This window comes from Motiliproteus sediminis (assembly GCF_017912535.1).
GTDB lineage: Bacteria > Pseudomonadota > Gammaproteobacteria > Pseudomonadales > Balneatricaceae > Motiliproteus > Motiliproteus sediminis.
The window spans coordinates 24,398-37,588 of sequence record NZ_JAERQK010000010.1 but is presented as its reverse complement, the minus strand read 5'-3'; the positions used below and the strand labels follow the sequence as shown (position 1 = coordinate 37,588).

The 13,191-nt window shown below is 60.3% G+C and carries 9 protein-coding genes; 6 read left to right on the top strand and 3 right to left on the bottom strand.

Annotation, left to right across the window (positions count from 1 at the left end; genetic code table 11):
• The first annotated feature begins 41 nt into the window (after positions 1-41).
• Both dusA and tal read left to right on the top strand, forming a co-directional pair.
• The gene (dusA, locus tag JJQ76_RS15070; RefSeq protein WP_210397710.1) at positions 42-1,046 is read left to right on the top strand and encodes a tRNA dihydrouridine(20/20a) synthase DusA; all 1,005 of its coding nucleotides are present in this window, start codon (positions 42-44) and stop codon (positions 1,044-1,046) included.
• A 24-nt stretch (positions 1,047-1,070) separates the two neighbouring features.
• Positions 1,071-2,021, top strand: coding sequence for a transaldolase (tal, locus tag JJQ76_RS15065; RefSeq protein ID WP_210397709.1), 951 nt, complete (start codon positions 1,071-1,073; stop codon positions 2,019-2,021).
• Here the strand turns inward: tal and JJQ76_RS15060 are convergent.
• Both JJQ76_RS15060 and JJQ76_RS15055 read right to left on the bottom strand, forming a co-directional pair.
• On the bottom strand, positions 2,018-3,826 hold the full coding sequence (locus tag JJQ76_RS15060) for an adenylate/guanylate cyclase domain-containing protein (RefSeq protein WP_246480976.1): 1,809 nt from the start codon (positions 3,824-3,826) through the stop codon (positions 2,018-2,020). The genes tal and JJQ76_RS15060 overlap by 4 nt on opposite strands.
• On the bottom strand, positions 3,826-4,356 hold the full coding sequence (locus tag JJQ76_RS15055; RefSeq protein WP_210397707.1) for a hypothetical protein: 531 nt from the start codon (positions 4,354-4,356) through the stop codon (positions 3,826-3,828). The genes JJQ76_RS15060 and JJQ76_RS15055 overlap by 1 nt, the downstream gene beginning before the upstream one ends.
• Before the next feature lie 76 nt (positions 4,357-4,432).
• On the opposite strand from JJQ76_RS15055, the gene JJQ76_RS15050 reads away from it, so the two are divergent.
• The 4 genes from JJQ76_RS15050 to JJQ76_RS15035 are packed head-to-tail and all read left to right on the top strand — an operon-like array spanning position 4,433 to position 10,468.
• Entirely contained in the window at positions 4,433-6,394 is a 1,962-nt protein-coding gene (locus JJQ76_RS15050; RefSeq protein WP_246480943.1) for an ABC transporter ATP-binding protein, read from the top strand.
• On the top strand, positions 6,391-8,325 hold the full coding sequence (locus JJQ76_RS15045) for an ABC transporter substrate-binding protein (protein WP_210397706.1): 1,935 nt from the start codon (positions 6,391-6,393) through the stop codon (positions 8,323-8,325). Before JJQ76_RS15050 ends, JJQ76_RS15045 begins: the two co-directional genes overlap by 4 nt.
• Positions 8,325-9,323 carry an ABC transporter permease gene (locus JJQ76_RS15040; protein WP_210397705.1) on the top strand — a complete coding sequence of 333 codons (999 nt, stop codon included), beginning with the start codon at positions 8,325-8,327 and terminating at the stop codon, positions 9,321-9,323. Before JJQ76_RS15045 ends, JJQ76_RS15040 begins: the two co-directional genes overlap by 1 nt.
• Positions 9,320-10,468, top strand: a complete 1,149-nt coding sequence (locus JJQ76_RS15035) for an ABC transporter permease (RefSeq protein WP_210397704.1) — start codon at positions 9,320-9,322, stop codon at positions 10,466-10,468. The genes JJQ76_RS15040 and JJQ76_RS15035 overlap by 4 nt, the downstream gene beginning before the upstream one ends.
• Before the next feature lie 15 nt (positions 10,469-10,483).
• Here the strand turns inward: JJQ76_RS15035 and JJQ76_RS15030 are convergent, their stop codons facing one another.
• Positions 10,484-13,111, bottom strand: coding sequence for an ABC transporter transmembrane domain-containing protein (locus tag JJQ76_RS15030; RefSeq protein WP_210397703.1), 2,628 nt, complete (start codon positions 13,109-13,111; stop codon positions 10,484-10,486).
• Between the last annotated feature and the right edge of the window lie 80 nt (positions 13,112-13,191).

Below are 13,191 nucleotides of genomic sequence, written 5' to 3'. Positions count from 1 at the left end.
ACCGGCCGCGCCGGACGCTTTAACTTTGTTACCCCGTACCCATGCCTGAAACACACTCATCCGCCGCCCTTAATCGCCGCTTCTGCGTGGCGCCGATGCTCGATTGGACCGACCGCCATTGTCGCTACTTCCATCGACTGCTCAGTCACAACGCGGTGCTCTATACCGAGATGGTCACCACCGGGGCTTTGCTGCACGCGGAGCCGAAGAGGTTTCTGCAGTTCGATCCCTTTGAACAGCCGGTAGCGCTGCAGCTGGGCGGTTCCGACCCGGCGGCACTGGCCGAATGTGCACGGATGGCCGAGCAGTGGGGCTACAACGAGGTCAACCTCAACGTCGGCTGTCCCAGCGACCGGGTGCAAAACGGCATGTTCGGCGCCTGCCTGATGGCCGATCCCGCCCGGGTGCGCGACTGTATGCGGGCAATGATAGAAGCAGTGTCAATCCCGGTGACGGTCAAGCACCGCATCGGCATCGACGATCAGGACAGCTACGAGTTTCTGCGCAACTTTGTCGACACGGTCGCCGACAGCGGCTGCACTACCTTCATCGTCCATGCCCGTAAGGCGATCCTGCAGGGTCTCAGCCCCAAGCAGAACCGCGAAATCCCACCGCTGATCTACGATCGAGTCTACCAGCTGAAGCAGGAGCTGCCGCAGCTGGAGATCATCATCAACGGCGGTATCCAGACGTTGGACCAGTGCGAACAGCATCTTAACCAGGTAGACGGCGTGATGGTGGGCCGTGAGGCCTACCAGAATCCGCTGCTGCTGGCCGATGTGGACCACCGGCTCTATGGCACCGCCAATGGCCCCACCGACCTCGACACAGTCATTAGTGGGCTGCTCGGCTACGTCCAGAATCAGCTCGATCAGGGTGCCCAGCTCGGCTGGATCGCCCGCCATCTGTTGGGGCTGTTCCAGGGCCGTCCCGGCGCCCGCCGCTTCCGCCGTCACATCAGCGAGAACGCGTTCAAGCCCGGTGCTGGCATTGAAGTGCTGCAAGATGCCCTCGCTCTGGTTAATATCGATACCCACGCGGCCTAATCTGTTATCAAGGAACGAACACCCATGAGTAATCTGCTTGAGCAACTGAAGCGCATGACCACCGTGGTCGCCGACACCGGCGAGTTCGCGGCGATCCGTCAGTACACCCCCGAAGATGCCACCACCAACCCCTCATTGCTGCTGAAGGCGGCACAACTACCCGAATACCAATCGCTGGTGGAGGAAGCCCGCCAGTGGGCTGCCGACCAGCCCGGTGACGACGCGCGCCGGCTGGAGCTGCTGGCGGACAAGCTGGCGGTCAACTTCGGGGCCGAGATTCTCAAGGTGATCCCCGGGCGCGTATCCACCGAGGTGGATTCGCGGCTGTCGTTCGATACTGGTGCCACCATTGCCCGCGCCCGCCAACTGATCGGTCTCTACAATCAGGCTGGCATCAGCAACGACCGGGTGCTGATCAAGATCGCCTCCACCTGGGAAGGGATTCAGGCGGCGCGTCAACTGGAGCAAGAGGGGATCAACTGCAACCTGACCCTGCTGTTCGGCTTTGCCCAGGCGGTAGCCTGTGCCGAGGCGGGGGTATTCCTGATCTCACCCTTCGTCGGCCGGATCCTCGACTGGTACAAGAAAAGCACCGGTATAGAGAGCTATGCCGCCGACGAAGATCCGGGCGTACTGTCGGTCACCCGCATCTACAACTATTACAAGCAGCACGGTTACAACACCATCGTCATGGGCGCGAGCTTCCGCAGCAGCGGTGAGATCCTGGAGTTGGCTGGCTGTGACCGCCTCACCATCAGCCCGGCACTGCTGGAAGAGCTGGCCCAAACTGACGGCAACCTCGAGCGCAAACTGGATGCTGGCAGGACCGGCGAGCCCCAGCCCAAACTCAGCCTGGATGAGAAGCAGTTCCGCTGGCTGATGAATGAAGACGCCATGGCCACCGAAAAACTGGCCGAGGGGATCCGCAGTTTTACCGCTGATCAGCTCAAGCTGGAAGCGTTGCTTCAGGCCTAAACGGGCACGATTGACTGCTCATCGCCAGACTTCGCGACGGTGTAGAGACGCACCGTTGCGCTGCGTCCCCGCACCGGCATTTCGCCCACCGGTTGAAGTCCTTCATAGCCAACCTGCTCCGCGGTCGATTCGCTGACCAGAATCCGCGTGCCCAGCTCTTTGTTCATCGCTTCCAGGCGGGCCGCCAAATTGACTGCATCACCGTGCACGGTGTAGCTCAAACGCTCCGGCGCTCCCACGCTACCCGCCACCAAACTGCCGGTGTTGATACCCACCCGGCAGCGCAACCGATGGCCGCCAAACTCATGCTGGTCAGTAAGCTGTTGCAGTAAGCGAGCCGTAGCCAAGGCTTTACTCGCGTGGTCGCCGACCGCAACCGGGACGTTGTACACCGCCAGGATGGCATCCCCCTGAAACTGGGTAATAACCCCCTGATGTGCTTCGACGATCGCCACCACTTCGGCAAAATAGGCGTTCAACAGTCCGATAATAGCGGCTGGCTGCAGCCGCTCGGACAGGGCGGTAAAGCCCTCCAGATCGCAGAACAGCACTGTGGCTTGCGCCTGCTGTGCCACGGGGAAACCGCCATCGCGCATCAGTTCCGTAGCGACCGGCTGTGGCAGGTAGCGACCAAACAGCGCCTCCACCCGCTCCTTATCGCGCAAACTGACCAGCATGCGGTTATAGGCACGCGCAAGACCGTCAAATTCGGCGACTGCACTGCCCGCCAGCGGGGCGATATCCGCTACCGGCTGGCGCTCAACCCGGGCAAAAGCCCGCTCCAACGCTGCCATCTCACCGCCCAGCCGTCGACTGATTACCACCAGCAGTGCAATCAGCACCACCAGCAACAGCGCACCGCCCAGCCACCACCCGCGCAACGGTCCGTTAAAGATGCCCGGTCGCTCAAACTGCTGATACACCCCCAATACCCAGGGCGTCGTGCCGTAACGATCAAGGGTGCGTTGCAGGTAGAGGGTCTGGCGATTACCCTCTCCCACCCGCCAGGCAGACCACTGCTGATCGTCATGCCAACGCACCGCTTGCCGCCGGGGTGAATAGAGGGACTGTAACTGGATATCATCCATATCGGTGAGCAGTGGTAACGGATGCTCTGGCCCGAGCGGGCGTTTGAGGCGCACGCCCAGCTCCGGGTAGGCCAGTAGCTGCCGCTCGCCCAGCAGCACAAAGGGCGTAGCACCAATGCGGTCACGCAGGCGATTAAGAAAATAGGACAGGTTATCCGCGCCCACCACCGCCACCAGCAGCCCCTGAAACCGGTCGTCCTGCCAAACCGGTTGCAGACGCGGCAGCACCCCGGCACGCAACAGCTGGCTCCAGACCGGTTGTTCCCAGCTTGGCTGACGCGGCATCTCGCTCAGCCATTGAGCAAGCCGGTTCTGGTTACGCTGGCGCCAGTTGGCGAAATGCACCGGGCGCGGGTCCCGACTGACCACCGTCACTTCGCCGCCAACGGAAAAATAGGCAATCGCCCGCAGTTGCGGGGTTGCCGCCAGCGCTCCATTGAGGCTATCAACCAACCGCTCCGTCGGTTGCAACGGCAACCGCCAGCCTCGCACATCGGAGGCCAGGTACTCCAGTTGAACCTCAACCGGCTGTAACTGATCCGCCAGCTCATCTTCAACCGCGGCGATGGCCGCATCAGCCAGCAGCGTCAGCCGGCCACGCACCCCTTGTTCGGCAGCCGAGACACCAAAATAGAATAACAGCGAAAAAGCCAGCGTCAGCAGCAGTCCGAAGGTCGCCGCCAGCACCCATGTCAGCGATAGCCGTCCCGTCTGCATCAATCAGCAACGCGCACCAGGTCAGCTTGCAGGCTTACCCGCGGCTCACCACCGTGATTGCGCTCGAACTCAAGGTGCAGCCCCTGCCGGGTCAGTGTCCGTTTGTACACCTGCATCACATAGTTGCCGGAATCGTCAATCATGAAAGCGTTAACCGTCAGCGTATCACCTTGTATTTGTGCCCAGAACAGCGGTTCACCGTTAAGCGGATCCAGACTGCTTTTGCCGCCGAACACGGTGGTGCGCATCGCTGAGGCATAGATGTTGTCCCGACCGCTGGGATGGAACGATACCTTGTGAGTGCGGCGCTTTGTGCGTCCGTCCGGTTTGTGAATCACGGTGGTCCACTCAACATAAAAATGCCCGTCACCATGCTCCGGGCGAATGGTAACGTTAAGGTCTCGCTCCTTGCCGCTAGCACCATCGGTAGCACCGATATATTCGCCGAAAAAGTCCGCCGGGCCTCGCTCTGCGGCCCCCACCGCAACGCACCAACCTAGCCAAAGAATCGCGATCCAGCTGACCTTCATCCTACGTCCTCCTGATCCCCGTCAGCGTCTGGCGGGGCGGAATAAATTAGAACTAATTCAAGGATTTTAGCCTAGTATGAACGGTATCAGCAGATCGTCCCATTCGCCGACCGAGAACGATTCGATGGCGCAGCCCTCTTCATCGACAGCCTCACAACCCTTGCTCGCCGTAGACCGGCTGGGGGTGGCGTTTCGCGTCCATGACAGCTGGGTGCCAGCGGTCAAGGAGTTGTCGTTCGAACTGTGGCCAGGCAAGACGCTGGCAATCGTGGGCGAATCAGGCTCCGGTAAAACGGTCAGTTCCCAGGCGATTCTCGGCATCCTGCCCAAAAGCGCCCGCATCACCCAGGGCACCATCCGCTTTACCCCTCGCGGCGGCCAGAGCGTCGACATCGCCGCGCTGCAACCCTCCAGCCCGGAGATGCTGGATATCCGCGGCAATCAGATCTCGATCATTTTTCAGGAACCGATGGTGTCGCTCTCACCCATGCACACCATCGGCGACCAGATCAGCGAAGCGATGCTGCTGCATCGCAAGGTCAACGTTGCGGAAGCGATGAAAGCGACCCGCGATATGCTGGACCTGGTCGGATTCCCGGCGCCAGAGCGCGCCCTCAAGCACTACCCCTTTGAACTCTCCGGTGGCTTACGCCAACGGGCGATGATCGCCATGGCGCTGATCTGCCACCCATCGCTGTTGATCGCCGACGAGCCCACCACCGCCCTCGACGTCACCGTGCAGGCGCAGATACTCCATCTGATCAAATCACTGCAACAGGAACTGGGGATGGCGGTACTGCTGATCACCCACGACCTGGGCGTGGTCGCCAACATGGCCGACGACGTGGTGGTGATGTACCACGGCGAGGTGATGGAACGCGGCAGCGCAGCGGCTTTGTTTCGCTCTCCCCAGCACCCCTATCTGAAGGCATTGCTGGCGGCGGTGCCGCACTTTGACATGGGGGCGGGCGAACGATTGACGCCGATCCGTGAAATCGATCACGACACCAGCCACTTTCACCGCTTGCGCGCACCCTGGACCGAGGAGCAACGAAACGCCGGCCCTCACCTCAGTGTCTCCGGCCTCAGCAAAAGCTTCAGCGATCGCAAGAGCCATTGGTTTAGCCGTGCCACCGTCTCCTCAACCCAGGCGGTACGGGACGTGGATCTGGATATAGCCTGCGGGGAGTGCTTTGGCCTGGTGGGCGAGAGCGGTTGCGGCAAGACCACCCTGAGCAAGATGCTGATGCGGGCCTTCAAACCGGATAGCGGGCGCATTCTCTACAACGACCGCGGCACCATGATCGACCTGCTGCACCTGAATGATGAACAGTTGCGCGCTTTCCGGCCCAAGATGCGGTTTGTCTTTCAAGATCCCTACAGTTCGCTCAATCCACGCATGACCATTCTGCGTATTCTGTGCGAGCCGATGCTGATCCATAACGTTGGCGACGCCCGCAGCCGCCGCCAGCGCGCGCAAGAGTTGATGGCACTGGTAGGGCTCGACCCGCGCTTCCTCAACCGCTATCCCCATAGTTTTTCCGGCGGTCAACGGCAGCGGATCAGTATCGCCCGGGCGCTGGCGCTGGAACCCGAGCTGCTGATTTTCGACGAACCGGTATCGGCCCTCGACGTTTCAGTGCAAGCGCAGATTCTCAATCTGCTCAAGGATCTGCAGCGTGAGCTGGGGCTGACCTATCTGTTTATTTCACACAATCTGGCGGTGGTGGATTACGTTGCCGACCGCATCGGCGTCATGTGCCGCGGCGAACTGGTCGAGCTGGGCCGGCGGGAACAGATCTTCCGTAACCCCCAGCACCCCTATACCCGCGCGCTGCTGGCGGCCGTGCCCTACCCCGATCTTGACCGCCCGCTGGACTTCAGCCTGATTCGCGATGAAAGCTTTCGCGATCCAGACCAATGGCCCGAGCCCTACGGCCACTCAGCCAACACCGACACCGCCTGGTGGGAGATAGAACCCGGCCATCAGGTGCGGGTGCTGGCACAGCAGATCTCGGCCAGGAGCTTGAACCTATGACCCGCCTGGCGGCGGCATCACGCACCCTCTGGCTCGGCCGGCTTACCACGTTGCTGGCGGCACTGTTCACGCTGGATGCCCGGGCGCTAAGCTGGCAGGAGCACGACTACTTGCAATCACGCGTTGCCTCCGGCGAGTTGCCCCCAATCAACCAGCGCCTGCCAGACAAACCGTTGCAGGACCCGCTGCACGGCAAAACCCTCGGCCAGCCCGGCGGGACCCTTAACCTGCTGATGGGCAAGGCCAAGGACACACGGCAACTGGTGGTGTACGGCTACGCCCGACTGGTCGGCTTCAATGAGGAGTTGCTACTGCAGGCGGATCTGCTGGCTGATTATCAGGTGGAGCAAGGGCGAATCTTCACTTTGACCCTGCGCCCGGGGCATCGCTGGTCCGACGGTCACCCCTTCACCAGTGAGGATTTTCGCTACTATTGGGAAGATGTACTGAATAACAAGGCGCTCTCCCCCTTCGGCATACCCAACCAACTGCTGGTAGACGGCCAACCACCCCAGTTTGAGGTGCTGGGGCCCTATCAGGTGCGCTACAGCTGGGATCGCCCCAACCCCGACTTCCTGCTGGCACTGGCTGGCCCGCGACCACTGTATATCTATGCGCCGGCCCACTATCTCAAACAGTTCCACCAGCGTTACGCCGATCCACAGCGCCTGGTTCAGTTGGTGGAACAGGCCAAAACCAAACGCAAGGAGTGGACCGCGCTGCACCATCGCATGTTCCACCCCTACCGTTTCGATAACCCGGATCTGCCAACCCTGCAGCCCTGGCTGCCGACCACAGCGCCACCGTCGGAACGCTTCGTGTTCGAGCGCAACCCCTTCTATCACCGGGTCGACCCGCAGGGCTATCAACTCCCCTACATCGATCGCATCATCATCAATATCGCCAGCAGCAAACTGGTGGCAGCCAAAACCGGCTCCGGGGAGTCTGATCTGCAGGGGCGTTATCTGGAGATGAGCAACTACACCTTCCTGCGAGAAGGCGCCCAGCGCAACGCCATCGACGTACGCTTGTGGCGCACATCCCGCGGCTCACGAGTTGCGATCTACCCGAATCTCAACGCCACCGATCCTGTGTGGGGCCCGCTACTGCGTGATGTTCGCTTCCGTCGCGCCCTGTCGTTGGCGGTCAACCGCCACGAGATCAACCAGGTGATCTACTTTGGCCTGGCACTGGAAGGGGCCGATACGCTGCTACCGGAGTCTCCACTCTACAAACCGGAATACCGCAGTGCCTGGGCGCGGTTCGACCTCAAGCACGCCAACCGGCTGTTGGATGAGCTGGGCCTGACCCGCAAGGATTCACGCGGGATCCGACTGCTACCCGATGGCCGCCCCATGGAGATCATTATCCAGAGCGCCGGGGAGAGTACCGAAGAGACCGATGTGCTGGCGCTGGTACACGACAGCTGGCTGGAAGCGGGGGTCAAGCTTCACGTCAAACCCACCGAGCGTGAGGTATTCCGCAACCGGGTGTTTTCAGGCGACGCACTGATGTCGGTGTGGACCGGTCTGCCCAACGCCATCGCCTCCGCCGATATGACGCCCGCCCAGTTGGCCCCCACCGACCAGCAGCAGCTGCAGTGGCCCATGTGGGGCAATTACTATCAAACCGGCGCGGGCGAAGCCCCCAGTTTACCGGCAGTACAGCAACTGATGACCCTGAACCAGCGCTGGCGCGACGCCACCAACATGGCGGAGCGCCGTGACGTCTGGCAGCAGATGCTGACCATCAGCAGCGACCAGGTTTTTGTGATAGGCACCGTCGCTCGGGTGTTGCAACCGATCGTGGTGCGCAAAGGGCTTAATAACGTCCCCGAAGAGGGACTGTGGAACTGGGAACCCAACGCCTATTTCGGTGTGTATCGCCCCGACCGCTTCTGGTTGGATGCAGACCTGCGGGAGGCTGAGTGATGGCCCGCTATATTCTCAACCGCATCCTGCTGATGATCCCGACGCTGATCTTTATCAGCTTTGTGGTGTTTGTGATCATCCAGCTGCCACCGGGTGATTACCTTGAGAGCTATATCTCCGAGTTGCAGAGTCACGGCGAATCGATCGACATGGCCGAAATTGAGCGCCTGCGCGCCCAATACGGACTCGACCAGCCGTTTCTGCTGCAATACGTCACCTGGGCATCGGGGATGCTGGTGGGCGACTTCGGCTACTCGTTCGAGTATGGCCTGCCGGTCACCGATGTGGTTGGAGATCGACTGTTTCTTACCGTCATTATCTCCATCTTCACCATCATCTTTACCTGGATGATCGCCTTCCCGATCGGCATGTACACCGCCACCCACCAGTACAGCTGGGGTGACTACGGCCTGACCCTGCTGGGATTCCTCGGTTTGGCAACCCCCAACTTTCTGCTGGCGCTGGTGATGCTTTACTTTGCCAACGTTACCTTCGGCACCTCCATAGGGGGGCTGATGGATGCCGAATACATCAACCAGCCCTGGAGCTGGGGCAAGGTGGTGTCGGTACTGGAACACTTGTGGATTCCGGTGGTGGTAATCGGTACCTCCGGAACCGCAGCCATGATCCGCCGGCTGCGGGCCAACCTGCTGGACGAGCTGGACAAGCCCTATGTCACCACCGGGCGGGCCAAAGGTGTCCCCCCGTTCAAGCTGCTGGTGAAATATCCGCTGCGGGTGTCACTCAATTTCTTTGTCGCCGACATCGGCAGCATGCTGCCCAGCATCATCTCCGGGGCGGAGATCGTCGCCGTGGTGCTGTCGCTGCCCACTACCGGCCCGATCCTGATCGCCGCGCTGCAGAGCCAGGATATGTATCTGGCCGGTTCGTTTCTGATGTTTCTGGCACTGCTCACTGTGATCGGGGTGCTGATCTCTGATCTGGCGCTGGCACTGCTGGATCCGCGCATCCGCTTGCAAGGGGAGGGAGCGCGATGAGCGACCATTTTGTCTCGCGTAAGCCCTTCGATCCGCAGAGCATCGAAGCGATCACCCCGGAGCAGGAGAAACTGTTCTTCGCCTCGCAATGGAAGTTGATGTGGTGGCGCTTCAAACGCCACCGTCTGGCGCTGGCCTGCGGGGTGCTGCTGGCACTGATGTATGGCTCGATTCTGATTGCCGAGTTCCTTGCCCCCTACGCCCTGCCCACCCGGCATACGGACTATATCTACTCGCCGCCGCAACCGGTACATCTTTACCACCAGGGAGAGTTCGTCGGCCCCTTTGTTTACGGCTGGCAGTACAACCTCAACATGGACAAGCTGCTGCGCGAGTACGAGGAGGATCGCAGCCAGATCTATCCGCTGCAGTTTTTCTGCCGTGGCGACAGCTATAGCGTCTGGGGGCTGTGGGAATCGGACCTGCATCTGGTGTGTGCCCCCGAGGGTGGCACCCTGTTCATACTCGGCACCGACCGTCTGGGGCGCGATATGCTATCGCGGATTATCTATGGTGCCCGTATTTCGCTCACCATCGGTTTGCTCGGCATTACCGTCAGTTTCGTACTGGGGATCGTAATTGGCGGTCTGGCCGGCTACTACGGTGGCTGGGTCGATGCCACCGTACAGCGGATTACCGAGGTGATCCGTTCGTTCCCGGAACTGCCGCTATGGATGGCGTTGTCCGCTATTCTGCCGGTCACTTGGAGCCCCATCTGGGTGTTCTTCGGCATCACTCTGATTCTGGCGATGCTCGACTGGACCGGTCTCGCCCGAGCAGTACGCTCCAAACTGCTGGCACTGAGAGAAGAAGACTACTGCGCAGCAGCACAGCTCATGGGAGCCAGGCCAGCCCGCGTGATCGGCCATCACCTGCTGCCGGGGCTGTTCAGCCACTTGATCGCCTCGGCCACGCTGTCGATTCCGGCGATGATCCTTGGCGAAACGGCGCTGAGTTTTCTGGGCCTGGGTCTGCGCCCGCCCATCACCAGTTGGGGAGTGCTGCTCAACGAAGCCCAGAATATTAACGTGGTCGCCGTTTATCCCTGGCTGATGCTACCGGTGGTACCGGTAATCGTGGTGATTCTGGCGTTCAACTTCTTCGGCGATGGCCTGCGTGATGCCGCCGACCCATACCGCAGTTAGGCCGTCCAGCTGCGCTTATCCAGCCAGCGCACGGAAGCCGGCCTCTTTATCCATCAGCTCATCATAGGGGCCCTCGGCCACCAGTTGGCCGCGCTCGAAGAACATCAGCTGGGCAAAATCCTGCACCAGCTCCGGCCGTCCGGTGATCACCACCAACCCCCGCCCCTGCTGACTCTGCCGCAGCCGTTCCAGTACCCGCCGTTCGGTAGTCGGGTCCAAACCCGAGGTCCCTTCGTTCAGGATCACCACATCCGGTTTTTTAATCAACGCCCGGGCGATGGCCAGCTTCTGTCGTTGCGGCAGGGAGAGACGACTGCCCGCAGTCCCTACCTCAAAGCGCAACCCGGCGTCGCGCACATCACGCTCCAGCCCCAGCTCATGAATCACATCATGAATTAACCCCGTTACCCGCTCATTAGCCCTTGCCTGACCATAGGCCAGTTTACCGAACAGCAGGTTATCCAGCAGGCTCAAGCCGCTGTTGAACTGCTGTTGCTCGAAGAACTCGATCTCGATCTGCGTCCCCTGATTGCGATACAACTCGGCAAAGGCATGGCGCGCACGCAAAATACGCTGCTGCATGCCGGCATCTATCAGCCCCAGACGATGACGCGCCGGACAGAGCATAAAGGTGAGGCTGAGAAATTTCTGCGTGGCCTCTTCGTCATCGATATCAATGGCTTCACTGCTGGTGCGCTTTAACAAGGCGCGATACTCGGGCAGCTCTTCAGCCCGAATAAAGCTGAAACGCTCAAACAGATCACTGCTCTCTTCAACGTCGGAGAACAGATCAACCATGGTTTCGGTCAACTGCCGGCCGATCCGCAGAAAGTCCTCTAGCAGTCCCTGATCACGCAGGAACTGACGAGCCAGAGGGTTTTGCGCAGCCTCCTCACCATCGGGCCGAGCCCGGGTGGAACCGAACAGAATATTTTCATGCACGCTCAGGTTGGTGTTGTAGCGGTTCCAGTCAAACGGCTCCACCAACCCACGGAACGAGTCCTCCTCAAGGCGTTCACGGATGCGCGCGCGCGCATCCAGCATCCGCTGTTTAAGCGCGTCGCTGGCCGCTTCTGCCAGATCAGCCTGCAGCCCCAGCTGAAACAGGTCATCGTCGAGGTCTGCCTGATGCAGGGCCCAGTGAATATGGTCGTTGAGCGCCTCATCCCCCTCAAGCTGCAAGGCATCGGGCTCGATCCATACCCCGTCAGGGTCCGCAGTACTGTTGCCGGACTGGCGGGAAAACAGAATCTCCTTGGCGCGCGCCGTTTCATCATCCTGTTGCTGGTTAAAACGATGTCGCAGCGGATAAAGCAGGTTGTACAGAATGCTGCCGGAAAACAGATGCGCACCGGCACCTACGTAACCGATATGCTGCCCCAAGGCAGATTCCGGCAGCTGGCGCAGATCCGCCCCGGCAAGGGTCAGTTTGCCACTGGTGGGCATCACCAGGCGCGCCAACAACTGCCCAAACGCCTCCACGCCGCTAGGCCCCCTGCCGACCACAGCCACATGAGCATTCGCCGCCAGCGTGAAACTGAGCCGTTCCAGCAGTTGCACGCCCTCCTCTTCAGCGTAGCCGACCCAATGCCCCTGCCAGCCGCTTTTATCCAGTTCCAGCCGCAATACCGGCCCTTGCTGCAGGTCGGCGTTGAGCATACCGTCTACTTCAAAGCGTTCGATAATCTGGTCGTACTTGATCCGCGCACTCTCTTTGGCCTGGTAATAACGCAGCAGCTCCTTCCACGGCGCGTCCAGATCCTTGTAGGCCGCCAGCACGGCCACCAGCGCGCCCAGCGACAACTCCCCCTTGATAACGAAATAACCGCCGATCAGGTAGAAGAAAAACGGCGTAACTTGCGCCAAAAAGTTGTTGAGAAACTTGATGAAGAATTTCTTGCGGAAGATCTCCATGCGTATAACGAAGATCTTTCCCAGCCGCTGGCTGATCACCGCACGCTCAAAATGGGAGGTGTCATTGGTATGAACCTCGCGCACACCCGCCATGGAGTCGCCGATACGGTCGCCCAGCTTGCGCACCTGCAGCACCCGCTTTTTGTTCAGCTTATTGACCTGGCGTTGTAGTTTGGGAATCAGGTACATCTGCAGCGGGTAAAGCGCCACCGCCGCCGCCCCCAGTAACGGGTCCTGATTGAAGATAAAGAACAGGTAGGTCAGCAGCAGTCCGCCCTGAAAGGCAGGCAACGCAAAGGCCTCACCCACAAACCCGCCCAGTGACTCGGTTTCGGCGGTGATAATAGGGATCACCTCTCCCTGGGAGATCTTTTTGAAACGGGGTGCGGGAAAACGCAAAATCGCGTCGTACAACCGATAACGAAGTCGCCGCAAGGTGCGCTCGCCAACGATGCCCCGATAGACGTTAAGCACGTATTTAATCGCGCCGTTGATTAGCACCAGCGCCAAAAAGACAGCGCACAGCAGCCCCAGATAGCTGATCTGGTCAACCGGGTAACCAAACACCTGTTGCGGTATGTTCGCCCCACCGATGGCATCGTTGATGATCATCTTGGGGACTTCGAGAGTCGCGTACACGAACGGGAAGGACACCAGCGTCAGCAGCAAAATCCAGATCTGGTCTCGCAGGGTGTACTTGAGAATGAACTTGAAAATGGACGATTCCATCAATTCGTCCCGTCCCCCGTCTGCGACGCTGCCGCCATGTTGCGGTGCCGTCCGTAGATACTAGCTTAGCCAATAGATCG

Coding starts and splice junctions, on each gene's coding strand:
- dusA (WP_210397710.1), top strand. CDS start 42: ATGCCTGAAACACACTCATCCGCCGCCCTTAATCGCCGCTTCTGCGTG.
- tal (WP_210397709.1), top strand. CDS start 1,071: ATGAGTAATCTGCTTGAGCAACTGAAGCGCATGACCACCGTGGTCGCC.
- JJQ76_RS15060 (WP_246480976.1), bottom strand. CDS start 3,826: ATGCAGACGGGACGGCTATCGCTGACATGGGTGCTGGCGGCGACCTTC.
- JJQ76_RS15055 (WP_210397707.1), bottom strand. CDS start 4,356: ATGAAGGTCAGCTGGATCGCGATTCTTTGGCTAGGTTGGTGCGTTGCG.
- JJQ76_RS15050 (WP_246480943.1), top strand. CDS start 4,433: ATGAACGGTATCAGCAGATCGTCCCATTCGCCGACCGAGAACGATTCG.
- JJQ76_RS15045 (WP_210397706.1), top strand. CDS start 6,391: ATGACCCGCCTGGCGGCGGCATCACGCACCCTCTGGCTCGGCCGGCTT.
- JJQ76_RS15040 (WP_210397705.1), top strand. CDS start 8,325: ATGGCCCGCTATATTCTCAACCGCATCCTGCTGATGATCCCGACGCTG.
- JJQ76_RS15035 (WP_210397704.1), top strand. CDS start 9,320: ATGAGCGACCATTTTGTCTCGCGTAAGCCCTTCGATCCGCAGAGCATC.
- JJQ76_RS15030 (WP_210397703.1), bottom strand. CDS start 13,111: ATGGAATCGTCCATTTTCAAGTTCATTCTCAAGTACACCCTGCGAGAC.